This is a genomic window from Pseudomonas sp. GXZC, assembly GCF_026967615.1.
In the GTDB taxonomy this organism is placed as follows: Bacteria; Pseudomonadota; Gammaproteobacteria; order Pseudomonadales; family Pseudomonadaceae; genus Aquipseudomonas; species Aquipseudomonas azotoformans_A.
In genome coordinates this window covers 5,313,020-5,335,367 of sequence record NZ_CP114115.1, presented here as the reverse complement: position 1 = coordinate 5,335,367, position 22,348 = coordinate 5,313,020, and the positions used below count along the sequence as shown (strand labels likewise).

16 protein-coding genes and 1 other RNA gene are annotated in these 22,348 nt (G+C 59.3%); 11 read left to right on the top strand and 6 right to left on the bottom strand.

Features of this window, described 5'->3' with window-relative positions:
* Positions 1–36 precede the first annotated feature (36 nt).
* Positions 37–381: a YggL family protein gene (locus tag OZ428_RS25055; protein WP_033900540.1), complete on the top strand. Its 345-nt coding sequence runs from the start codon at positions 37–39 to the stop codon at positions 379–381.
* Between the two features lie 37 nt (positions 382–418).
* Here OZ428_RS25055 and OZ428_RS25050 read toward each other — a convergent pair whose 3' ends face one another.
* On the bottom strand, positions 419–1,609 hold the full coding sequence (locus tag OZ428_RS25050; protein ID WP_269131661.1) for a benzoate/H(+) symporter BenE family transporter: 1,191 nt from the start codon (positions 1,607–1,609) through the stop codon (positions 419–421).
* A 226-nt stretch (positions 1,610–1,835) separates the two neighbouring features.
* Here OZ428_RS25050 and OZ428_RS25045 point away from each other — a divergent pair, with 226 nt between their 5' ends.
* Positions 1,836–2,600: a GntR family transcriptional regulator gene (locus OZ428_RS25045; protein ID WP_015885332.1), complete on the top strand. Its 765-nt coding sequence runs from the start codon at positions 1,836–1,838 to the stop codon at positions 2,598–2,600.
* Positions 2,601–2,815: 215 nt separating this feature from the next.
* Here the strand turns inward: OZ428_RS25045 and guaD are convergent, their stop codons facing one another.
* The 4 genes from guaD to xdhA form a co-directional block, all read right to left on the bottom strand.
* The gene (gene guaD / locus OZ428_RS25040) at positions 2,816–4,120 is read right to left on the bottom strand and encodes a guanine deaminase (protein ID WP_269131660.1); all 1,305 of its coding nucleotides are present in this window, start codon (positions 4,118–4,120) and stop codon (positions 2,816–2,818) included.
* Between the two features lie 12 nt (positions 4,121–4,132).
* Positions 4,133–4,972 carry a xanthine dehydrogenase accessory protein XdhC gene (gene xdhC / locus OZ428_RS25035; protein ID WP_269131659.1) on the bottom strand — a complete coding sequence of 280 codons (840 nt, stop codon included), beginning with the start codon at positions 4,970–4,972 and terminating at the stop codon, positions 4,133–4,135.
* Positions 4,973–5,089: 117 nt separating this feature from the next.
* Positions 5,090–7,489 carry a xanthine dehydrogenase molybdopterin binding subunit gene (xdhB, locus tag OZ428_RS25030; RefSeq protein ID WP_269131658.1) on the bottom strand — a complete coding sequence of 800 codons (2,400 nt, stop codon included), beginning with the start codon at positions 7,487–7,489 and terminating at the stop codon, positions 5,090–5,092.
* The gene (xdhA, locus tag OZ428_RS25025; protein WP_269131657.1) at positions 7,482–8,930 is read right to left on the bottom strand and encodes a xanthine dehydrogenase small subunit; all 1,449 of its coding nucleotides are present in this window, start codon (positions 8,928–8,930) and stop codon (positions 7,482–7,484) included. The genes xdhB and xdhA overlap by 8 nt, the downstream gene beginning before the upstream one ends.
* Positions 8,931–9,210: 280 nt before the next feature.
* Between xdhA and OZ428_RS25020 the strand changes: the two genes are divergently transcribed.
* The 9 genes from OZ428_RS25020 (at position 9,211) to OZ428_RS24980 (ending at position 21,507) form a co-directional block, all read left to right on the top strand.
* Positions 9,211–9,870, top strand: a complete 660-nt coding sequence (locus tag OZ428_RS25020; RefSeq protein WP_269131656.1) for a GntR family transcriptional regulator — start codon at positions 9,211–9,213, stop codon at positions 9,868–9,870.
* A gap of 2 nt (positions 9,871–9,872) precedes the next feature.
* The gene (smc, locus tag OZ428_RS25015) at positions 9,873–13,361 is read left to right on the top strand and encodes a chromosome segregation protein SMC (RefSeq protein ID WP_269131655.1); all 3,489 of its coding nucleotides are present in this window, start codon (positions 9,873–9,875) and stop codon (positions 13,359–13,361) included.
* A gap of 259 nt (positions 13,362–13,620) precedes the next feature.
* Positions 13,621–14,484, top strand: a complete 864-nt coding sequence (zipA, locus tag OZ428_RS25010) for a cell division protein ZipA (protein WP_016979286.1) — start codon at positions 13,621–13,623, stop codon at positions 14,482–14,484.
* An 88-nt stretch (positions 14,485–14,572) separates the two neighbouring features.
* Positions 14,573–16,930, top strand: coding sequence for an NAD-dependent DNA ligase LigA (gene ligA / locus OZ428_RS25005; RefSeq protein WP_033900547.1), 2,358 nt, complete (start codon positions 14,573–14,575; stop codon positions 16,928–16,930).
* A 205-nt stretch (positions 16,931–17,135) separates the two neighbouring features.
* Positions 17,136–18,299, top strand: coding sequence for a zinc-binding metallopeptidase family protein (locus OZ428_RS25000; RefSeq protein WP_269131654.1), 1,164 nt, complete (start codon positions 17,136–17,138; stop codon positions 18,297–18,299).
* Positions 18,300–18,415: 116 nt separating this feature from the next.
* Positions 18,416–18,512: signal recognition particle sRNA small type (ffs, locus tag OZ428_RS24995), an RNA gene on the top strand.
* Between the two features lie 488 nt (positions 18,513–19,000).
* Positions 19,001–19,192 carry a plasmid-related protein gene (locus OZ428_RS24990; RefSeq protein ID WP_269131653.1) on the top strand — a complete coding sequence of 64 codons (192 nt, stop codon included), beginning with the start codon at positions 19,001–19,003 and terminating at the stop codon, positions 19,190–19,192.
* Between the two features lie 91 nt (positions 19,193–19,283).
* On the top strand, positions 19,284–20,621 hold the full coding sequence (locus OZ428_RS24985) for a DNA cytosine methyltransferase (protein ID WP_269131652.1): 1,338 nt from the start codon (positions 19,284–19,286) through the stop codon (positions 20,619–20,621).
* The gene (locus OZ428_RS24980; RefSeq protein WP_269131651.1) at positions 20,614–21,507 is read left to right on the top strand and encodes a NotI family restriction endonuclease; all 894 of its coding nucleotides are present in this window, start codon (positions 20,614–20,616) and stop codon (positions 21,505–21,507) included. Before OZ428_RS24985 ends, OZ428_RS24980 begins: the two co-directional genes overlap by 8 nt.
* A 157-nt stretch (positions 21,508–21,664) precedes the next feature.
* Here OZ428_RS24980 and OZ428_RS24975 read toward each other — a convergent pair whose 3' ends face one another.
* Positions 21,665–22,234: a recombinase family protein gene (locus tag OZ428_RS24975; protein ID WP_269131650.1), complete on the bottom strand. Its 570-nt coding sequence runs from the start codon at positions 22,232–22,234 to the stop codon at positions 21,665–21,667.
* Positions 22,235–22,348 lie beyond the last annotated feature (114 nt).

Sequence of the window (22,348 nt, the reverse complement as noted above, 5' to 3'; positions counted from 1 at the left end):
AAGTGCCGCCCGTTATTACTTATGAGGATTGTTCCAATGGCGACTAACCGTTCCCAGCGTCTGCGCAAAAAACTGTGCGTTGATGAATTTCAAGAGCTGGGTTTCGAACTGAACCTGGACTTCAAAGAAGACCTGAGTGAAGAAGCTACCGACGCTTTCCTCGAAGCATTCATCAAAGAAGCCATGGAAGCCAATGGTCTGGGCTATGTTGGCGGCGATGACTTCGGTCTGGTTTGCCTGCAGAAGCGTGGCTCGGTCAACGAAGAACAGCGCGTAGCGGTTGAAAGCTGGCTCAAAGGCCGCAGCGAACTGAAAAGCGCTGAAGTCAGCCCACTGCTGGACGTGTGGTATCCGGAAAAGCCGATCAACGCGGCTAAGTGATACTAAAAAAAACGGCGACCTCAGGGTCGCCGTTTTTTTATGCCTTGCGCCAGTTCAGAATCAGCAACGTCAACACCCCCGCCACAATCCCCCAGAACGCCGACCCGATGGAAAACAGCGTCAAGCCGGACGCCGTGACCATAAAAGTGATCAGCGCCGCTTCCCGTTCCTTCGGCTCATTCATGGCGATGCTCAAGCCATTGATGATCGAGCCAAACAGCGCCAACGCCGCAATCGACAGCACCAGTTCCTTGGGCAAGGCTGCGAACAACGCCGCCAAGGTCGCGCCGAACACCCCGGCAATCCCGTAGAACACTCCGCACCACACGGCGGCGGTGTAGCGTTTGTTACGGTCTTCATGAGCATGGGGCCCGGTGCAGATGGCCGCGCTGATCGCCGCCAGGTTGATACCGTGGGAGCCGAACGGCGACAACACCAGGGAGGCCAGGCCGGTCGCGGTGATCAGGGGCGAGGCGGGCACGTTGTAACCGTCGGCCCTGAGCACCGCGACGCCCGGCATGTTCTGGGATGTCATCGCCACCACGAACAGCGGGATGCCGATGCTGATGGTTGCGGCCAGTGAGAAGTGCGGCGTGGTCCACACCGGCGTCGCCACTTCCAGGTGAAAACCACTGAAGTCCAGCAGCCCCATCAACCCCGACAATACGGTGCCGATTACCAGCGCCGCCAGCACCGCATAGCGTGGCGACAGGCGCTTGATCACCAGGTAAGTGAAGAACATTCCCAGTACCAGCCCGGTGCGATGCTGCGCGGCGACGAAGATCTCGCTGCCGATCTTGAACAGAATCCCCGCCAGCAAGGCCGCCGCCAGTGACGCCGGGATGCGCTTGACCAGTTTTTCAAAACTGCCGGTCAGCCCGCAGATCGTCACCAGCACGGCGCAGGTGATATAGGCACCGATGGCCTCGCCATAACTCACACCGCCCAGACTGGTGATCAGCAGCGCCGCGCCCGGCGTCGACCAGGCAATGGTGATCGGCGTGCGATAGCGCAGGGACAAGCCGATGCTGCACACTGCCATGCCGATGGAAATCGCCCAGATCCATGAAGAAATCTGCGCCGTGGTCAAACCGGCGGCTTGCCCGGCCTGGAACATCAGGACCAGGGAGCTGGTGTAGCCGGTCATCATGGCGATGAAGCCGGCGACAATGGCCGAGGGAGAAGTGTCGGCCAGCGGGCGCAAAGGCGCTTGGGTGGCGTCGTTCATGGAGAGGTGTTCCTTTTACCTGGATTTTTGCCGTTGTCGGCACGGATTCAAGCCTAAACTCAAACGTAACGACTCATTGCAATACAGCCGACGGCGCAAACAGCCGTACAGTGTGTTGGCGCATCCGGTTGTGTACAATGTGCCCTGTTTTTAGGTGATACTTGCCAGCGACCCGCTGTTGACGTATTACCGTTAATTCGCCGCCGTTCTCCAAACCCGAGTGCCCATGAACGAACAGTTGCAACCTCTCAAGAAACAACCGCGAGCCGGCAAGGCTGGTCGCAGCGGAACCCAGGACGATATCGTCTACGCGCATATCTTCGAGGCGATCCTCGAACAACGCCTGGCACCCGGCACCAAATTGAGTGAAGAGGCACTGGGCGAAATCTTTGGCGTGAGCCGCACCATCATTCGCCGCGCCCTGTCGCGCCTGGCCCATGAAGGCGTGGTACTGCTGCGGCCCAATCGCGGTGCGGTGGTGGCCAGCCCGAGCGTCGAGGAAGCCCGCCAGGTGTTCCTTGCGCGGCGTCTGGTGGAGCGGGCGATCACTGAGTTGGCCGTCCAGCACGCCACGGCCGAACAACTGGCCGAGCTGCGCCAGATGGTCAACGACGAGCGCGACAGCTTCTCCCGTGGCGATCGTGGCGCCGGTATCCGCCTCTCCGGCGAATTCCACCTCAAGTTGGCCGAAGCGGCGAAGAACGCGCCGCTGATCAGCTTCCAGCGCAGCCTGGTGTCCCAGACCTCATTGATCATCGCCCAGTACGAAAGCGGCAACCGCTCGCACTGTTCCTACGACGAGCACACCCAACTGATCGATGCGATCGAAGCGCGGGACGCGGCGTTGGCGGTGAACCTGATGATGCATCACATGGATCACATCGACAGCAAGCTCAACCTCGATGAAGAGAGTGCGTCGGATGATCTGCATGCGGTGTTCTCGCATTTGTTGCAGACCAAGAAGCCGGGTCGTTCTTCGATCAAACTGTAAACGTTCCTCAAATGTTGAGGGGGCTTGTGTGGTGAGCGGGCTTGTTGTGGTGAGCGGGCTTGCCCCGCGCTGGGGCGCGAAGCGGCCCTAGACCCAGACACCGCGTTCTAACAAATAGAACGCGGTGTTTTTATTGGGGCCGCTTCGCAGCCCAGCGCGGGGCAAGCCCGCTCACCACAAAAGCCCGGCGCCCACATTAGTAGGCGTGGCTGAAATCAGCGCTGGTGCACCAAATTACCGGCCGCATACGTCTGCAACACCGTCCGGTCATCCCCCAGCGTCATCAGCACAAATAACGTCTCGGCAATGTTCTTCGCCTGCTTCAAGCGGTAGCTCAGCAGCGGCGTGGCGTTGTAATCCAACACCAAAAAGTCCGCATCGGTGCCCGGTTGCAACGTGCCGATCTTGTCTTCCAAGCGCAATGCACGCGCACCGCCCAGCGTTGCCAGGTACAGCGACTTGAACGGGCTCAAGCGCGCACCCTGCAATTGCATGACCTTGTAGGCTTCGTTCAAGGTTTGCAGCAGCGAGAAACTGGTGCCGCCGCCCACGTCCGTGCCCAAGCCCACATTCAGTTTGTGCTTCTCAGCCATCGGCAGGTTGAACAGACCGCTGCCGAGGAAGAGGTTCGAGGTCGGGCAAAACGCGACCGCCGAACCGGTCTGCGCCAAACGTGCACACTCGTCATCACACAGGTGCACGCCATGGGCAAACACCGAGCGCTCGCCCAGCAGTTTGTAGTGATCGTACACATCAAGATAGCCGTTGCGCTCCGGGAACAGTTCCTTCACCCATTGCACTTCCTGCTTGTTCTCACTGATGTGAGTCTGCATGTACAGGTCCGGGTATTCCCCCAACAGTTGCCCCGCCAGCGCCAGTTGCTCGGGCGTGCTGGTCGGCGCAAAACGTGGGGTGACCGCGTAGTGCAGGCGGCCCTTGCCGTGCCAGCGTTCGATCAGCGCCTTGCTTTCCTGGTAGCCGGATTCGGCGGTGTCGGTCAGGTAGTCCGGCGCGTTGCGGTCCATCATCACCTTGCCGGCGATCATGCGCAGGTCGAGTTTCTCGGCGGCCTCGAAGAACGCATTCACAGACTGCGGATGCACACTGCCAAACACCAGCGCGGTGGTGGTGCCGTTGCGCAGCAGTTCCTTGATGAAAATATCCGCGACTTCTTCGGCGTGAGCCTTGTCGGCGAACTGGCTTTCGCACGGGAAGGTGTAGGTGTTGAGCCAGTCCAGCAACTGCTCGCCATAGGCGCCGACCATGCCGGTTTGCGGCAGGTGGATGTGGGTGTCGATCAGGCCGGGCGTGATCAGCGCGTCCTGGTAATGGGTGATTTCGATGTCGGCAGGCAGGGTTGGCAGCAAATCGCTGGCATGGCCAAGGGCACTGATCTGACCGTTTTCGATTACCAGCAGGCCGTCTTCGAAATATTCGTAGGAGGCTTCGATCCCCACTTCAGCAGGGTCGGCGATGCTGTGCAAAAGGGCGGCACGGTAGGCTTTGCGAGTCAAAGGCATGGTGATCTCAATTCAAAGGGCTTGGCTGCGACGTGAAGCCGGCAGCAGTTTGGCAATAGGTTCGGCGCTGGCGGTGTGCTGGCCGAAATTGGCGTTATAGGTGGCGATGATTTCGCCGGCGATGGAGATGGCGATTTCCACCGGCAACTTGCCCTTCACCTCGGTAAGGCCCATGGGGCAGCGCATGCGTTGCAATTGCGCGGTATCGAAACCGCGATCACGCAGGCGGTGTTCGAACTTGACCCGTTTGGTCTTCGAGCCGATCAGGCCGAAGTAGGCGAAGTCATTGCGCTTGAGCAGGGCGGCGGTGAGTTCCAGGTCCAGCGCGTGATTATGGGTCATGACGATGCAGTAACTGCCCGCCGGCAGGTCGGCAATTTCGTCGACTGGCTCTTCGCTGACGATTTTACGCACGCCCTGTGGGATATGTTCCGGAAACTCCTGATCCCGAGAATCGATCCAGCGTACCCGGCACGGCAGGCTGGCCAGCAACGGCACCAGCGCGCGGCCGACGTGGCCCGCGCCAAACACCGCGATCTGCGCCTGCACCTGGCCCATGGGTTCGAACAGCAGCACGGTCACGCCACCGCAGCACTGGCCCAGGCTGGCGCCCAGGCTGAAGCGCTCCAGATGGGTGTTCTGCTGACCGCGTACTAGCATGTCGCGGGCGATCTGCATCGCCTTGTATTCCAGGTGCCCGCCGCCGATGGTGTCGAAGGTCTGCGTGGCGCTGATCACCATCTTCGAACCGGCGTTGCGCGGCGTGGAGCCGAGTTCTTCGATGATGGTGACCAGGACGCAGGGTTCACCTCGGTTCTGCAGGTCGGCGAGGGCGCTGATCCAGTTGTTCATAGTCACCTCTTGTGGTGTCTGGGAGGGCCTCATCGCGGGCAAGCCCGCTCCCACATTTTGAGCTGCGAACACAGTCAAAGGTGGGAGCTGGCTTGCCTGCGATGGCAGCACCTCGATCTAGAGCGAAGCCATCTCGGTTTCAATCTCAACGGCCCTTGCCGCCGTCAACTGCCGCATTTGTTCACACCCCCACAACACCCGCTCCGGTGTCGCCGGCGCATCAATCTTGGGCTGATGGCGGTAGTCACCCAAACTCGCCACCGCATCCTTGATCGCGCACCACGACGCAATGCCGAGCATGAAAGGTGGCTCGCCCACGGCCTTGGAATGGAACACCGTGTCTTCCGGGTTCTTGCGGTTTTCCACCAGCTTCACTCGCAGGTCCAGCGGCATATCCGCCACGGCCGGGATCTTGTAGCTGGCCGGGCCGTTGGTCATCAGCTTGCCCTTGTTGTTCCACACCAGCTCTTCCATGGTCAGCCAGCCCATGCCTTGGATAAAGCCGCCTTCGACCTGGCCAATGTCAATGGCCGGGTTCAGCGAGGCGCCGACGTCGTGGAGGATGTCGGTGCGCAGCATCTTGTATTCGCCGGTCAGGGTGTCGACGATCACTTCGCAGCAGGCCGCGCCGAAGGCGAAGTAGTAGAACGGCCGACCGCGCGACTGGCTACGGTCGTAGAAGATTTTCGGGGTCTTGTAGAAGCCGGTACTGGAGAGCGAAACCTGGGCGAAATACGCCTGTTGGATCAGCGCCTCGAAGGTGAGGATCTGATCCCGCACGCGCACATGGCCGTTGTGGAATTCCACGTCCGCTTCGCTCACGTCGTACTTGCGCGCGGCGAATTCCACCAGGCGCTGCTTGATGGTTTCGGCGGCGTTCTGTGCGGCCTTGCCGTTCAAGTCGGCACCGCTGGAAGCGGCGGTCGGTGAGGTGTTGGGCACCTTGTCGGTGTTGGTGGCGGTGATCTGCACGCGGTCGATTTCGACCTGGAACACTTCGGCCACCACCTGCGCAACCTTGGTGTTCAAACCCTGGCCCATCTCGGTGCCGCCATGGTTCAGGTGGATGCTGCCATCGGTGTAGATATGGATCAGCGCACCGGCCTGGTTGAGGAAGCTGGCGGTAAACGAAATGCCAAATTTCACCGGAGTCAACGCCAGGCCTTTTTTCAGGATCGGGCTGTGGGCGTTGTACAGGCGGATCGCTTCGCGGCGTTCGGCGTATTGGCTGCTGGCTTCCAGTTCGGCAGTCATCTCTTCGAGCATGTTGTGCTCGACGGTCTGGTAGTAGTGGGTGATGTTGCGCTCGGTCTTGCCGTAGTAATTGACCTTGCGCACCGCCAGCGGGTCGAGCGTCAGATGGCGGGCGATGGCGTCCATCACTTCCTCGATGGCGACCATGCCTTGTGGGCCGCCGAAACCGCGATAGGCGGTGTTGGACGCGGTGTTGGTCTTGCAGCGATGGCCGTTGACCGTGGCATCGCCCAGGTAATACGAGTTGTCGGAGTGGAACATCGCGCGGTCGACAATCGAGTTGGACAGGTCCGGCGAGCAACCGCAGTTGCCTGCCAGCTCCAGGTTGATCCCGTGCAGGCGGCCGCTGTCGTCGAAGCCCACGTCGTATTCGATATAGAAGGGGTGACGCTTGCCGGTCATCAACATGTCTTCGACGCGCGGCAGGCGCATCTTGGTCGGCTGGCCGGTGAGGCGCGCAACCAACGCGCACAGGCACGCGGGGCTGGCCGCCTGGGTTTCCTTGCCGCCGAAACCACCGCCCATGCGGCGCATGTCGACGACGATTTTGTTCATCGACACGTCCAGCACTTCGGCCACCAGTTTCTGCACTTCGGTGGGGTTCTGCGTGGAGCAATAGACAATCATGCCGCCGTCTTCGGTGGGCATCACCGAAGAGATCTGGGTTTCCAGGTAGAAGTGTTCCTGGCCGCCGATATGCAGGGTGCCCTGGATACGGTTTTTCGCCGTGGCCAAGGCGCCGGCCGAATCGCCGCGTTGGTGAGTGTGGCTGTCCAGCACGAAATGCTTCTTGCGAAAGGCCTCGACCACGTCCAGCACCGGCTCCAGGTCTTCGTATTCGATCACCGCGGCCATCGCGGCTTTGCGTGCGGTTTCCAGGTCGCGGGCGGCAACCGCCAGCACGACCTGGCCGACGAACTGTACGGTGTCGATGGCCAACAACGGATCGCCAGGCATCAACGGGCCGATGTCTTTCAGACCCGGCACGTCTTCATGGGTGATGACAATGCGCACGCCTTCAAAGGCATAGCAGGGCGCGGTGTCGATGCTGAGGATGCGGGCGTGGGCGCGGTCCGACATGCGCGCATACAGGTGCAGTTGGTTGGGGAATTCCAGGCGGTCATCAATGTACTGCGCTTCACCGGACACGTGCTTGGCGGCGCTGTCATGCTTGACGCTGCGACCGACCCCGGAGGTCAGGTCCTGGGCGAACAGCTCGGCCAATTCAGCCTGGGTTTTAACGACGGCGTGATGGTTAGACATAAGCGGTCACCCGAGTCTCGATGTGCGGCGTTTGCAGCTCGATGAAGTATTTGCGCAGCAAATTCTGCGCGCTGAGCAGGCGGTATTCCTTGCTGGCGCGGAAGTCCGACAGGGGCGTGAAATCCACGGCCAGGGCGGCGCAGGCTTTTTCCACGGTGGCGGCGTTCCAGGTGGCGCCGACCAACGCGGCCTCGCAGCTTTTGGCGCGTTTGGGGGTAGCCGCCATGCCGCCGAACGCGACGCGGGCCTCGTTGATCACCCCGTTTTCGATCTTCAGGTTGAACGCGGCGCAGACGGCGGAAATATCATCGTCCAGGCGCTTGGAAACTTTGTAGGCGCGGAACAATGCGTGGCCTTTGGGCACGATGATCTTCTCGATGAACTCGCTGTCCTGGCGCGCGGTGACGCGGTAGTCGATGAAGTAATCTTCCAGCGCCAAGGTGCGGCGGGTTTCGCCTTTGCATAAGACGATCTGCGCGCCCAAGGCGATCAGCAGTGGCGGCGAATCACCGATCGGCGAGGCGTTGCCGATGTTGCCGCCCAGGGTGCCTTGGTTGCGGATCTGCAGCGAGGCGAAGCGGTGCAGCAGTTCGCCGAAATCCGGGTATTCGTGGTGCAGCGCGGTGTAGCAGTCGGAGAGGGCGGTGGCGGCGCCGATTTCCAGGTGGTCATCGAAGTCGTCGATGCGCTTCATTTCTTCAATGTTGCCGACGTAGATCATCACCGGCAGCGTGCGGTGGAACTGGGTGACTTCCAACGCCAGGTCGGTGCCGCCGGCCAACAAGCGGGCTTGCGGGTAGGCGTCGTAGAGGTCGGCCAGGTCGGCAACGGTCAGCGGCACCAGGCAGCGCTTGTCGCCGCTGTTGAGTTCACCGGTTTGCGTTGGGGCGATGGCTTTGAGGCGAGCGATGGTCTCGGCCTGGCGGCTGTCGAACTGATCCTGGGGTTTGTTGCAGCAGGCCTGTTCGGCAGCGGCAAGGATCGGGCGATAACCGGTGCAGCGGCACAGGTTGCCGGCCAGGGCTTCGTGGGCTTTTTGGCTGTCGGGCGCGTCGCTGTTCTTTTGCAGGGCGAACAACGACATCACGAAGCCGGGGGTGCAAAAGCCGCATTGCGAGCCGTGGCACTCGACCATGGCTTGCTGGACGCTGTGCAGTTGGCCCTGGTGCTTGAGGTCTTCAACGCTGATCAGTTGCTTGCCGTGCAACGACGACACAAAGGTCAGGCACGAATTGAGGCTGCGATAACGGATCTGCTCGGCGCCTTGAGCATCCGTATGCAACTCACCGACCACCACGGTGCAGGCACCGCAATCGCCGCTGGCGCAGCCTTCCTTGGTGCCGGATTTGCCCAAATGCTCACGCAGATAGTTGAGCACCGTCAGGTTGGGGTCCAGGGCGTGCTCGCTACGGAGTTCCTGGTTAAGTAAAAACTGGATCACGGAAGGCCTCGCAGACTCATTATTGTTGTTAACCGCTTTGCGCCGAATCTAGTCATGTCTGACTTTTCGGTCAACGATTTTCTGACCAGAAGGTCAAGAAAATGCAGTCGCAACACTTTCAATTATGGTCCAGTCTTCTGGAACCGGTGTTTTTGGGGGCTTGTGGGTGTTCATCGCTGCTTATTCCGTGCCAAATTCTGCAGGGTGGGCGTAGCGCCATCAGCCAGCCAATGCGCTACACTGCCGCGCTTGTACCGATAGAAGATTTTGAAGGGAAAACATGACGTTCAAGGCGCCGGACAGTCTCGCCGAGCAAATTGCTCACCACCTCGCCGAACGCATCATTCGCGGCGATCTCAAGCCTGGGGAGCGGATCCAGGAGCAAAAGGTCACGCTGGCACTCAATGTCAGCCGTGGTTCCGTGCGCGAAGCCTTGCTGATCCTCGAACGCCGCCACCTGATCGCGATCCTGCCGCGTCGTGGCGCCCACGTCACCGAACTCACGACGCACAAGGTGCAGAGCCTGTGCACCTTGATGGGCGAGCTGTACATCCTGCTCGGCAACGCGGTTGCCCAAGGCTGGCAGACCCAGGCCGACATGGCGCCGTTCATGCAGATCCAGCAGCGCCTGATCGCCAGCTTCGAGCGCCAGGACATCCGCGCCTTCGTCGAAGAAAGCTTCAATGTGATGCGCGCCGCGTACCCCTTCGCCAACAACCCGTACCTGCAGGAAACCGTCGAGAACCTGCAGCCGGCGATGAACCGCGCCTATTACCTGGCGCTGGATCAACGCAAGGCGTCCATGAGCGAGTACCTGGCGCTGTTCGAGCAACTGCTCGCCGCCGTACTGGCCCGTGACCTGCCGCAGATCCGCCAAGTGCTGTCGGCCTACGGCGAGCGCAGTTGCTCGCTGGTTATCGCCGCGTTGGCGGACGCCTAAGCGTGCGGCTCAAGTGCATCAAACTGGCGGGGTTCAAATCCTTCGTCGACCCGACCACGGTGAACTTCCCCAGTAACATGGCGGCGGTGGTCGGGCCCAATGGTTGCGGCAAGTCGAACATTATCGACGCCGTCCGTTGGGTGATGGGCGAGAGCTCGGCTAAAAACCTGCGTGGCGAGTCGATGACCGACGTCATCTTCAACGGCTCCACCAGCCGCAAGCCGGTGAGCCAGGCCAGCATCGAACTGGTGTTCGATAACTCTGACGGCACCTTGATTGGTGAGTACGCGGCCTATGCGGAAATTTCCATTCGCCGCAAAGTGACCCGCGACAGCCAGAACAGTTACTTCCTCAACGGCACCAAGTGCCGCCGTCGTGACATCACCGATATCTTCCTCGGTACAGGCCTGGGCCCGCGCAGCTACTCGATCATCGAGCAGGGCATGATCTCCAAGCTGATCGAAGCCAAGCCCGAAGACCTGCGTAACTTCATCGAGGAAGCGGCCGGCATCTCCAAGTACAAGGAGCGCCGCCGCGAGACCGAAAACCGTATTCGCCGCACCCATGAAAACCTCGCCCGCCTGACCGACCTGCGCGAAGAGCTGGAACGTCAACTTGAACGCCTGCACCGCCAGGCCCAGGCCGCCGAGAAGTATCAGGAATACAAGGGCGAAGAACGCCAGCTCAAGGCGCAACTCTCGGCCCTGCGCTGGCAGGCGCTGAATGATCAGGTCGGCCAGCGCGAAGCGATCATCGGCACCCAGGAAATCAGCTTTGAAGCCCTGGTGGCCGAGCAACGCAACGCTGACGCCAGCATCGAACGCCTGCGTGACGGTCACCATGACCTGTCCGAGCGCTTCAATCTGGTGCAGGGCCGCTTCTATTCGGTGGGCGGCGACATTGCCCGTGTCGAGCAGAGCATCCAGCACGGCCAGCAACGCCTGCGCCAATTGCAGGATGACTTGAAGGAAGCCGAACGCGCACGCCTGGAAACCGAATCGCACCTGGGCCACGACCGCACCTTGCTGCTGACCCTTGGCGAAGAGCTGGACATGCTCACCCCCGAGCAGGAAGTTACCAGTGCCGCCGCCGAAGAAGCCGCCGCCGCCCTGGAAGAATCCGAAACCACCATGCATGGCTGGCAGGAGCAGTGGGACACGTTCAACCTGCAATCCGCCGAGCCACGCCGCCAGGCCGAGGTGCAGCAGTCGCGCATCCAGCAACTGGAAACCAGCATGGAGCGTCTGGCCGAGCGCCAGCGCCGGATGCAGGAAGAACGCGCATTGCTGTCCGCCGACCCGGAAGACGCGGCGATCATGGAACTGAGCGAGCAACTGGCCGAAAGCGAAATGACGCTGGAAGAGCTGGAAGCCAGCGAAGAACAACAAGTGGAGCGCCTGGAGCAATTGCGTCAGCAACTGCAACAGGCGACCCAGGCGCAGCAGCAGGCCCAGGGTGACTTGCAGCGGCTCAATGGTCGATTGGCATCCTTGGAAGCTTTGCAGCAAGCTGCGCTGGACCCAGGCACCGGCACTGCCGAATGGCTGCGCGATCAGCATCTGGCCGAGCGCCCACGATTGGCCGAAGGCTTGAAAGTGGAAGCGGGTTGGGAGTTGGCGGTAGAGACCGTTTTAGGCGCCGACCTTCAAGCCGTATTGGTCGATGATTTTGGCGGCTTCGACTTGGCTGGCTTCGCCCAGGGCGATTTGCGTTTGCTCAGCCCGGCCGCCGATGGGACGCGGGTGCCGGGCAGCCTGCTGGATAAAGTAGAGGCCGCGATTGATCTATCGCCTTGGCTGGGCCAGGTCAAACCGGTCGAATCACTGGAGCAGGCCTTGGCGCAACGCGGCCAACTCGGCGCCGGTGAAAGCCTGATCAGCCGCGACGGCTACTGGGTCGGCCGGCACTTCCTGCGTGTACGTCGCGCCAGTGAAGCCGAAAGCGGCGTATTGGCCCGAGGCCAGGAAATCGTCAACCTGATCGCCGAACGCGAAGAACGCGAAGCCACCCTGGAAAGCCTGGAAACCGAACTGCAAACCCTGCGCGCCACCCAGCGCCAGCAAGAGACCGGCCGCGAACACCTGCGCCGCTTGTTGCAGGACGAAGCGCGCCAGCAAGGCGAACTGAAAGCCCAGCTTTCCGCGAGCAAAGCCAAGGTCGAACAACTCACTCTGCGTCGCACCCGTCTTGATGAGGAAGTGGCGGAGATGGGCGAGCAACGCGCCCTGGAACACGAGCAGATTGGCGAAGCGCGCCTGCAATTGCAGGAGGCCCTCGACAGCATGGCGCTGGACACCGAGCAGCGCGAACTGCTGCTGGCCCAGCGCGACAGCCTGCGCGAACGCCTCGACCGCGTGCGCCAGGAGGCCCGCCAGCACAAGGATCACGCTCACCAGCTGGCGGTGCGCCTGGGTTCGCTCAAGGCCCAGCACGCGTCCACCGCCCAGGCCCTTGAACGCCTGGAGATGCAGTCCGAACGCCTCACCGAAAAGCGCGAACAACTGAGCCTCAACCTGGAAGAGGGCGAAGCGCCGCTGGAAGAGCTGCGCCTCAAGCTCGAAGAATTGCTCGACAAGCGCATGACCGTCGACGAAGAGCTCAAGACCGCGCAGATCGCCCTGGAAGACGCCGACCGCGAACTGCGCGACGCCGAAAAGCGCCGGACCCAGGCCGAGCAGCAATCCCAGCTGATCCGCGGCCAACTCGAACAGCAGCGCATGGAATGGCAAGCCCTTACCGTGCGCCGTAAGACCCTGCAAGACCAGTTGCTGGAAGACGGCTACGACCTGCACGGCGTGCTCAATACCCTGACCGCCCAGGCCAATGAGAAAGACGCCGAAGAAGAACTTGAGCGGATTGCCGCGCGTATACAGCGCCTGGGCGCGATCAACTTGGCGGCCATCGACGAGTACCAGCAACAATCCGAGCGTAAACGTTATCTGGATGCCCAGGACGCCGACCTGGTCGAAGCCCTGGACACCCTGGAAAACGTGATCCGCAAGATCGACAAGGAAACCCGCAACCGCTTCAAAGATACCTTTGATCAGATTAATGGCGGTTTACAGGCCTTATTCCCAAAAGTTTTCGGCGGTGGCAGCGCTTACTTGGAACTGACGGGCGAAGATCTACTCGATACAGGGGTGACGATCATGGCGCGGCCTCCGGGCAAGAAGAACAGCACCATCCATTTGTTGTCCGGCGGCGAAAAAGCCCTGACCGCATTGGCCCTGGTATTTGCCATCTTCAAGTTGAACCCGGCGCCGTTCTGCATGCTTGACGAAGTTGACGCCCCGCTGGATGACGCTAACGTTGGACGGTACGCACGGTTGGTTAAAGAGATGTCCCAGACCGTGCAGTTCATCTATATCACCCACAACAAGATCGCCATGGAGATGGCGGATCAATTGATGGGGGTGACGATGCACGAACCGGGCTGTTCGCGTTTGGTTGCGGTGGATGTGGAAGAAGCGATGGCGATGGTGGAGTCTTGATCCATGCCGGGACAGAATTTTTATAGCACGCGGTAAGACGCTTTACCGGTCTGGCGAAAGTGGCAAATGGACATATTTGTTCAAGGCATTTTGACAGACGGTGTAAAGTTATCTTTGGTCGTGCTAGTTTAATGTCAAATTTTCGTATGCGTGGGCAAAACGTCAGTCAGAACATAGAGTTGGCGCCACGTTTTAAAGCGGTTTGCACGTTGCTAAACCCCTTATTTTTCAGCATTTTTTATTAGAGGCACGGGATTACATGGAAATCGGTCTGCGCGAGTGGCTGATCGTCATCGGCATTATTGTCATTGCCGGTATTCTTTTTGATGGCTGGCGCCGCATGCGCGGTGGCAAGGGCAAGCTCAAATTCCGTCTGGACCGCAACCTGTCCAACTTGCCTGACGACGACGGCAGCGCCGAGCTGCTGGGGCCGCCCCGTGTGCTGGATACCCATAAAGAACCGCAACTGGACGAGCATGACTTGCCGTCGATGAGCGCGCCGGTGCGTGAAGCCCGCGAGCCGTCTTCCAAGCGTGGCAAGCGCGCCGCGCCGGTGGTGGCCGAACCGCGCCAGGCCGACCTGGACCTGGACGTTGATGACGGCCCGAGCTTCAGCAGCCGCGACGATGATTTCCCGGATGAAAACGCTGGTAAGAACGCGCCGCGCCAATCCGTGAACGACCAGCCTGCCGCCGAAGAAGTGCTGGTGATCAGCGTGATCTGCCGCGATGCCGCCGGCTTCAAGGGCCCGGCTTTGTTGCAAAATATTCTGGAAAGCGGCCTGCGTTTCGGCGAGATGGATATCTTCCACCGCCACGAAAGCATGGCCGGTAACGGCGAAGTGCTGTTCTCCATGGCCAACGCGGTCAAGCCGGGCACCTTCGACCTGGACGATATCGACCTGTTCAGCACTCCAGCGGTGAGCTTCTTCCTTGGCCTGCCAGGCCCGCGTCACCCGAAACAGGCGTTCGACGTGATGGTCGCCGCAGCCCGCAAGCTGTCCCAGGAACTGAACGGCGAACTCAAGGACGACCAGCGCAGCGTCCTGACCGCCCAGACCATCGAGCATTACCGTCAGCGCATCGTCGAGTTCGAGCGTCGCGCCCTGACACAAAAACGCTGAGGATTGCTCCTCGGCGTTGTCGGATAGAATAAGCGCACTAACATATTGAGCAGCTTCGGCTGCTCTTTTGCTTTCTGAGAGAACACCCATGACCGCCGCCCACACCCGCATCCTCGAACTGCGCGCTGAACTGGATCAGCACAACTACCGCTACCACGTCCTCGACGAGCCGAGCATTCCGGACGCCGAGTACGACCGGCTGTTCCATGAGCTCAAGGCCCTGGAAGCCGAGCACCCGGACCTAGTCACGCGCGACTCCCCGACGCAACGGGTCGGCAGTGCGGCGTTGTCGGCGTTCACCCAGGTCAAGCATGAGATCCCCATGCTCAGCCTTGGCAACGCGTTTGATGAAACCACCATGCTGGAGTTTGATCGTCGGGTCACCGAAGGCCTCGACCTGCCGGCCGGCGATCTGTTTGGCGGTGGCGCGGTGGTGGAATACAGCTGCGAACCCAAGCTGGATGGCCTGGCGGTCAGCCTGCTGTATCAGGACGGTGAGCTGGTACGCGGCGCCACCCGTGGCGACGGTACCACCGGCGAAGACATCAGCGTCAACGTGCGCACCGTGCGCAATATCCCGTTGAAACTGCACGGCAGCGGCTGGCCGGCGACCCTGGAAGTGCGCGGCGAAGTGTTCATGTCCAAGGCCGGTTTCGAGCGGCTCAACGCTTCGCAGTTGGAAGTCGGCGGCAAGACTTTCGCCAACCCGCGCAACGCCGCTGCTGGCAGCCTGCGTCAGTTGGATTCGAAGATCACCGCCAGCAGACCCTTGGAGTTTTGCTGCTACGGTGTGACCACTGACATCAGCGACACCCACATCGGCAACCTGCAACAGTTGCAGAAATGGGGCATGCCCATCAGCCATGAGTTGAAGCTGGCCAAGGGCATCCAGGATTGCCTGGACTACTACCGCGATATCGGCGAACGCCGTAACAGCCTGCCGTATGAGATCGACGGCGTGGTGTTCAAGGTCAACAGCATCGCTTCCCAGCGTGAGCTGGGCTTCCGTGCTCGCGAGCCGCGCTGGGCCATCGCGCATAAATTCCCGGCCCTGGAAGAGCTGACCGAATTGCTCGACGTGGAGTTCCAGGTCGGCCGCACGGGCGCCGTCACGCCAGTGGCACGGCTCAAACCGGTCAAGGTCGCGGGTGTCACCGTGTCCAATGCCACCTTGCACAACATGGATGAAGTGGCGCGTCTGGGCGTAATGATCGGCGATACCGTGATCATCCGCCGCGCCGGGGATGTGATCCCGCAGGTGGTCTCGGTGGTGCTTGAGCGTCGCCCGGAAAACGCCCGTGCGGTGCCGATCCCTGAGAGTTGCCCAGTGTGCGGTTCCCACGTGGAGCGTACCCAGTTGGTCAAGCGCAGCAAGGGCAAGGAAACTGTCAGCGAAGGCGCGGTGTACCGGTGCGTTGGGCGTCTGGCCTGTGGCGCGCAACTCAAGCAGGCGATCATCCACTTCGTCTCGCGCCGCGCCATGGACATCGACGGCCTGGGCGACAAGACCATCGAGCAACTGGTGGATGAAAAGCTCATCGGCTCGCCGGCCGACCTCTACAAGCTCAAGTACGAGCAGATCATCGACCTGGAAGGCTTTGCCGACATTTCCAGCAAGAAGCTGATCACCGCCATCGAAAACAGCAAGTCTCCGACCCTGGCGCGCTTTATCTACGCCCTCGGCATTCCCGATGTAGGCGAGGAGACCGCCAAGGTGCTGGCGCGCTCCCTGGCCTCCCTGGAGCGCGTGCAGAAGGCCTTGCCCGAAGTGCTCACGTACTTGCCGGACGTGGGTCTGGAAGTGGCGCATGAGATTCATAGTTTCTTTGAAGACAGCCATAACCAGGACGTGATCGGCGCGCTGCTGTCGCCGCAAGAATGCGGCCTGCAATTGCAGGATCAGGGCGACCTGAGTGCCGAATTTGCCGCCAGCACCACCCTGGGCGGGTTGCTCGACAAACTGCACGTACCGAGCGTCGGCCCCGGTGCTGCGCAGAAGCTGGCGGACAAGTTCGTCACCCTCGAAGGCGTGATCAAGGCCGACTGGCTCGACATGCGCCAGGCCCTGCCCGAGAAGCAGGCCAAGGCTGTGCGCGAGTTCTTCGACAACGCCGAGAATGCCCGCCGCGCCCTGGCCATCGAGCAACAGCTCAAGGACTTCGGCATGCATTGGGACAGCGAGAAGAAAGTCGTCGAAGGCTTGCCCGAAGCTGGCCACACCTGGGTACTCACTGGCTCCCTGGAGCTGATGAGCCGCGACGTGGCCAAGGAAAAGCTCGAAAGCCTCGGCGCCAAGGTGGCGGGTTCCGTCTCGGCGAAAACCCATTGCGTGGTAGCGGGGCCGGGTGCGGGTTCCAAACTGGCCAAGGCCAGCGAGCTGGGCCTGAAGGTATTGGACGAAGAGGCTTTCGTCGCCTTCCTCGCCAAGCACAACATCACGGTCTGATAGCGTTTTGTGATGGGCTGGCTTTTGTAGTGAGCGGGCTTGCCCCGCGCTGGGTGGCGAAGCCGCCCCAACATTCGGATAGACCGAAGTGCCGGGTTTGGGGCCGCTACGCAGCCCAGCGCGGGGCAAGCCCGCTCACTACAACAATGTGGAACGATTCCGAAGCGAAAGTGATCTAGTCTCAGTCACCCAGGGAGAGATCGCCATGTTCCGCTACTTCGAGCAACTCAGTTCGCGCATCGCAGCACCCTTCGTAGCTGGCACCTCCCGCGACAGCAAGGTGTGGCAGTGCCGCTGCGGCCAATCGTTGTTCTTTCGCAACAGCCAGTGCCTGGCCTGCCAGGCGCTGCTGGGCTACCAGCCCCAACAAAGTCGACTCGCCTCCCTGCAACCCGGCCCGGTCGAAGGCACTTGGCTACAGGACGGCAACCTCGACGCCGGCGCCTTCCGCCGTTGCGCCAACCTCGACACCCCGGCCGCCTGCAACTGGCTGATCCCAGCCCACAGCACCGCGCCGCTGTGCGTGGCGTGCAGCCTGAACCGCACCATTCCTGACTTGTCGATCCCGGAAAACCACGAGCGCTGGCGCAAAGTCGAAACCGCCAAGCGCCGTCTGGTGGCGCAACTCATCAGCCTGGGTCTGCAAGTGGTGCCCAAAAGCGTCGACGAAGACACCGGCCTGGCCTTCGATTTCGTGGGCATAGACCTGGAAGGCAATGCACCGATGACCGGCCATTCGAACGGCCTGATCACCCTGGACATCAAGGAAGCCGACGACGCCCACCGCGAAAAAGTCCGCGTACAAATGCGCGAGCCCTATCGCACCCTGCTCGGGCACTTTCGCCATGAAGTCGGCCATTACTACTGGGATCGGCTGATCGCCAATACCCATTGGCTTGAACCGTTTCGCCAGCTGTTCGGCGACGAACGCGCCAGTTACGCCGAGGCCCTCGACCAGCACTACCAGAACGGCCCACGCCCGGACTGGCAGCAAACCTGCGTCAGCGCCTACGCCACTATGCATCCCTGGGAAGACTGGGCCGAAACCTGGGCGCATTACCTGCACATGATGGACGCCGTCGACACCGCCCTCGGCTTTGGCATGAGCGCTCGCGAGATGGACCTGGATTACCAGCCATTCCCGCTCACCACCCTCTACGACCCCGAACACCCTGGCGGCGTGGCATTCCTGTCGTTCGTCAACGCCTGGATTGAGCTGGCCGGTATGCTCAATGAGCTGTCGCGCAGCATGGGCCAGCCGGATTTCTATCCCTTTGTGCTGCCACCGGCGGTGATTGCCAAATTGCACTTCATTCATCTGGTGATTCAGGAGGAGGGCGGCAGGGCCGATGAGGCGGTGATTCTGTAGGGGTACAAGTGCTTGAGCCCCTTCATATTTTTAATCCACCCCCAACGGTTGTAACTTCCGATGAGATCGGTACAATGGCCCCGCTTGCCGAGAGGCAGGCGTCGTTATGGTGACCCCATCGGTCCCCCCGCAACGATTACCCGTGAACCTGGTCAGAGCCGGAAGGCAGCAGCCACAGCGGGAACATTGTGTGCCGGGGTGTGGCTGGTGGGGTTGCCTCCAATCTTTAAGTCCTTGATTTTTAAAGGGCTTTTCAGTCAAAAAACTCGAAGTGTGACAGCGTTTAGGTACACTAAAGTAGTGCGCCATAAGCTGCATATTATCGTGTCTGCGATTCCTGCTCCAGTAACTCAGCTGAGCGCCATTATCGGATCTTGTGTCAGGCAATGACGGTCAGGTCTGATGATTGAGCGAAGTCCCAAGAGCGCCCTGCTCATGACTGCATTTTCTTTTTCCATTTCTCGATCCTTCCACCATCTGTCATCTCTCTCTTGAGAGACCTTCGTTCGATTGATACTGTTCTTATATCCAGTATTTGTGCTGCGTTATGGATGCCGATTTGATCGATGACAGCGGTTTGAATTAGTGCAGTCCAGCGGACTGCCTTTAGGATGGGCCGTCGATCACTCATCGCTTGCCTAGTCGGTAGAAGTTAAGGATGATGTGGATACACATCTGTGTATCCAGGATTTCACTTGGCTATGAGTAGTAAAGACGTTGGCCTGCGCATCCGAATCGAAAAAGACCTGCGCGAGGCGTTTCAGTTGGCTTGCACAGCAGAAGAGCGAAAAGCATCCGAGGTGCTTCGCGAGTTCATGCAGTGCTATGTCGAGAGGTATGAGCGTGGTCAGGGGGCGCTGTTCCCTGATCTAGGTGAGGCGAGGCTGAACTGACTTCACCCTGCCGAGAGAATCGGAGATCGATAGAGGTAGCGGCTGCAACCGTTACCCCTATCTAACCAACCCTACTGACAGGAGTAGAGATATGGCTGTTGAGCATGATATGACGATTGACGTTCGCGGTAAAAATGTTCCTGATGGAGCGTCTTCCCGCATTGGAAACTTTGCAGCACTGTCTGACCCACTTACCCACGGAGGAACGGATATGGCTCCGCGCCGAACTATCGATCTTTTTTGTGGCGCTGGTGGCATCACTGAAGGCTTCAGACAAGCTGGTTACGTAAGCCTGTATGGTAACGACATCATGCCCGAGGCAATTGAGACCTTCCGCCTCAATCACCCAGAGGCCATAGCAGATTGCCGTCCCATAGAAGAAGTTGACCCGGCAATCATCCGAGCCGAGCTTGGGCTCCAGAGGGGAGAGCTTGACGTATTAGTTGGCGGGCCGCCATGCCAAGGCTTTTCTATCAACGCCCCTGAACGGTTCCTAGAGGACCCTCGGAACAAGCTTTTCAAGCACTATGAACGATTCCTTGAAGAGTTCATGCCCCAAGCTTTTGTCTTTGAAAACGTGCCGGGTCTCTTGTCCATTGGAGACGGGAAGGTTTACCGGCAGATCGTCGAAATCTTCACTAGTTTGGGCTACCACGTAACAGCCAAAATCCTCTTTGCTGCGCATTACGGGGTACCTCAGGAGCGTTGGAGGCTGATCCTTCTCGGCTCGCTTGCAGGGCCAATTGAGCATCCTGTCCCCTCGCATTATGCTGTTGGTCGTGCCAACTTCCGAGGCGGAAATACTATGACGTTCCAGCTCAATGAGCTTGACCGTGAAACGCTAGAGCCGGCAGTTACCGTTGGCGCTGCAATCTCTGATCTTCCTCCTCTTGAGATGGGAGAAGGTGCAGAGCTCATTACATATCTCAGTCCCGCCGAGAGCGCCTTTGCCAAGCGAATCCGGAACCCTAGTGGTCAGACCTATAATCACTACGCGGCGAAGCTTTCAAAGCAGAACGCTGAACGAATGCTGCATGTTCAGCCGGGCGGGTCATGGCGGGATATTCCCTACGACCTACTTCCTAAAGGCATGCAACGTGCACGTCGGTCAGACCACACTAAACGATATGGAAGACTGCATCCTGATAGGCTCCCGGGCACAGTCCTGACTAAGTGTGACCCTCATTGGGGGACCGTTTTTCTACCTTATCAAAACCGTACTCTAACGGTACGCGAAGCTGCACGGTTCCAGTCCTTCCCTGATGCTTACAAGTTTTTGGGTTCCCGAGTTACCCAGTATGAACAGGTCGGGAATGCTGTCCCTGTATTGATGGCAAAAGCAATCGCAGAGAAGCTGATAGCCCATTGGGCATCCAACCAGAGTAGGATTGCTCCTAGACAAAACCAAAAGGAACTTGCATTTGGCTAGCCGAATCATTGAATTTTTCGGATATGCACCTACAGATCAATCAGAGAAAGCTCGCCAAGCGCGGGCCGACTTGGAATGCCCTTTTTTAGGCGCCCGGTGTGTTAAGACGTTGAGCAATGGGGATGTAAGTGGCGTCTGTACCTTGAAGCCTATGACGTCCGGGCCAGTGATTTGCTGCCCATACCGACTTTACTCCGATGACTATCGCATCTTGTCAGATGTGGCGAAGGTCGCATTTGACGGTGATGTGGAGTTATTTCCCGGCAACGAAGCCCGAAAAGCTTCAGTGTCTCCCGGAAAAATAAAAGTTGCTGTCTTCGGAAAACGTTGGGGAAAGGAGCTCAGGCTGCCCAATCGTGGCAAGTCCGGTGGATACTTCGTCGATTGGGTTTTGGCTCGACTCGACGATAAGGGTGATTTAACGGACTTCGTGGCTATCGAAGTTCAATCTATTGACACAACAGGTAACTACCAAGCAGAGCGCCTCGCCTACCTAAACAATGAGTCAGCGCCGAAGGCGAGTACCGCTGGATTTAACTGGGAAAACGTCAACAAGCGGATTCTTCCTCAACTGATCTACAAAGGGCATGTTCTCAGAAGAGAGCGCCTATGCCGCAGTGGATTGTTTTTCGTATGCCCTAAGCCGGTATACGAAAAAATCCGTGAAAGACTCGGGGGCACGCTGTATGAGTACACATTGCAGCCAGGGTCGCTGTCGTTGATGTGGTACGACATTGGCGATGAGGTACCGGAGGGAAAAATCCGTGATCTGAAAGCTGAGGGCGTCTTCACCACAACTGTGGATCAGGTTGCAAACGCCTTCACGTCACCGAGCAACCTTCCGAACGAAAACGTCTATCGGGATGCAATTCTCGCTCAGCTATGATTATGGTGTGAAAGGTTTATATCTGATGACTCTTTGGCACAACCGCCAGAGAGCTTGAGTGGGATGAGCCTTCCACTCCCCCCGATGGATTGTATATACGGCTGATTGCTTATTGCCGCTGACCGAAAACTGACCCAGTGGGGGTGAGCTCTTTTAATCAGCTTTTATTCCAGTGACGCTTGACCGTTGCAATACCAATACCTAGTTCAGCTGCTGCCTGTGCCTGCGTCATATCTTTCCCCTTGAGGAGTTGCACTGCTGCTGTCGTGCCTTTTGCCTCGGGTCTTCCCAGCCTCTTGCCTTCAGCCTTGGCCCGCTTCAACCCTTGCTGTGTACGTTCTATCAGCAGGTCACGTTCAAACTCGGCTACGGCGCTCAAAACCTGCATTGTCATCTTGCCTGCCGGACTGGTCAGGTCTACGCCGCCTAAAGCTAGGCAATGTACGCGAATTCCAATTCCAGCTAGATGTTCAACCGTCTGACGCACGTCCATTGCGTTTCGGCCCAAACGGTCCAGTTTGGTCACGATCAGTACGTCACCTGTTTCCATCCGATCTAATAGCTTTTGAAACCCTTGGCGTTCACTGGCAGCGATGCTGCCCGATATGACTTCTTCTATTACCCGGCCTGCCTGTACCTCGAATCCGGCTGCTTTCACTTCGTGCACTTGGTTTGCAGTGAACTGAGTCGATGTTGAAACACGGCAGTATAGAAATGTGCGGGACATGCGATGTGCTCACGTATCATTAAATGTGGCATCATCTTAAATTGGCATCAATATATGTGCAAGGCTATTTTGTTGATACGTTTATGACCGCTAATTTTGCGTATCGCCAAACGG

Excerpts from the sequence above, each read along its gene's own strand:
- OZ428_RS25055 (WP_033900540.1), top strand. The coding sequence starts at position 37 with ATGGCGACTAACCGTTCCCAGCGTCTGCGCAAAAAACTGTGCGTTGAT.
- OZ428_RS25050 (WP_269131661.1), bottom strand. The coding sequence starts at position 1,609 with ATGAACGACGCCACCCAAGCGCCTTTGCGCCCGCTGGCCGACACTTCT.
- OZ428_RS25045 (WP_015885332.1), top strand. The coding sequence starts at position 1,836 with ATGAACGAACAGTTGCAACCTCTCAAGAAACAACCGCGAGCCGGCAAG.
- guaD (WP_269131660.1), bottom strand. The coding sequence starts at position 4,120 with ATGCCTTTGACTCGCAAAGCCTACCGTGCCGCCCTTTTGCACAGCATC.
- xdhC (WP_269131659.1), bottom strand. The coding sequence starts at position 4,972 with ATGAACAACTGGATCAGCGCCCTCGCCGACCTGCAGAACCGAGGTGAA.
- xdhB (WP_269131658.1), bottom strand. The coding sequence starts at position 7,489 with ATGTCTAACCATCACGCCGTCGTTAAAACCCAGGCTGAATTGGCCGAG.
- OZ428_RS25020 (WP_269131656.1), top strand. The coding sequence starts at position 9,211 with ATGACGTTCAAGGCGCCGGACAGTCTCGCCGAGCAAATTGCTCACCAC.
- zipA (WP_016979286.1), top strand. The coding sequence starts at position 13,621 with ATGGAAATCGGTCTGCGCGAGTGGCTGATCGTCATCGGCATTATTGTC.
- ligA (WP_033900547.1), top strand. The coding sequence starts at position 14,573 with ATGACCGCCGCCCACACCCGCATCCTCGAACTGCGCGCTGAACTGGAT.
- OZ428_RS25000 (WP_269131654.1), top strand. The coding sequence starts at position 17,136 with ATGTTCCGCTACTTCGAGCAACTCAGTTCGCGCATCGCAGCACCCTTC.
- OZ428_RS24990 (WP_269131653.1), top strand. The coding sequence starts at position 19,001 with ATGAGTAGTAAAGACGTTGGCCTGCGCATCCGAATCGAAAAAGACCTG.
- OZ428_RS24985 (WP_269131652.1), top strand. The coding sequence starts at position 19,284 with ATGGCTGTTGAGCATGATATGACGATTGACGTTCGCGGTAAAAATGTT.
- OZ428_RS24975 (WP_269131650.1), bottom strand. The coding sequence starts at position 22,234 with ATGTCCCGCACATTTCTATACTGCCGTGTTTCAACATCGACTCAGTTC.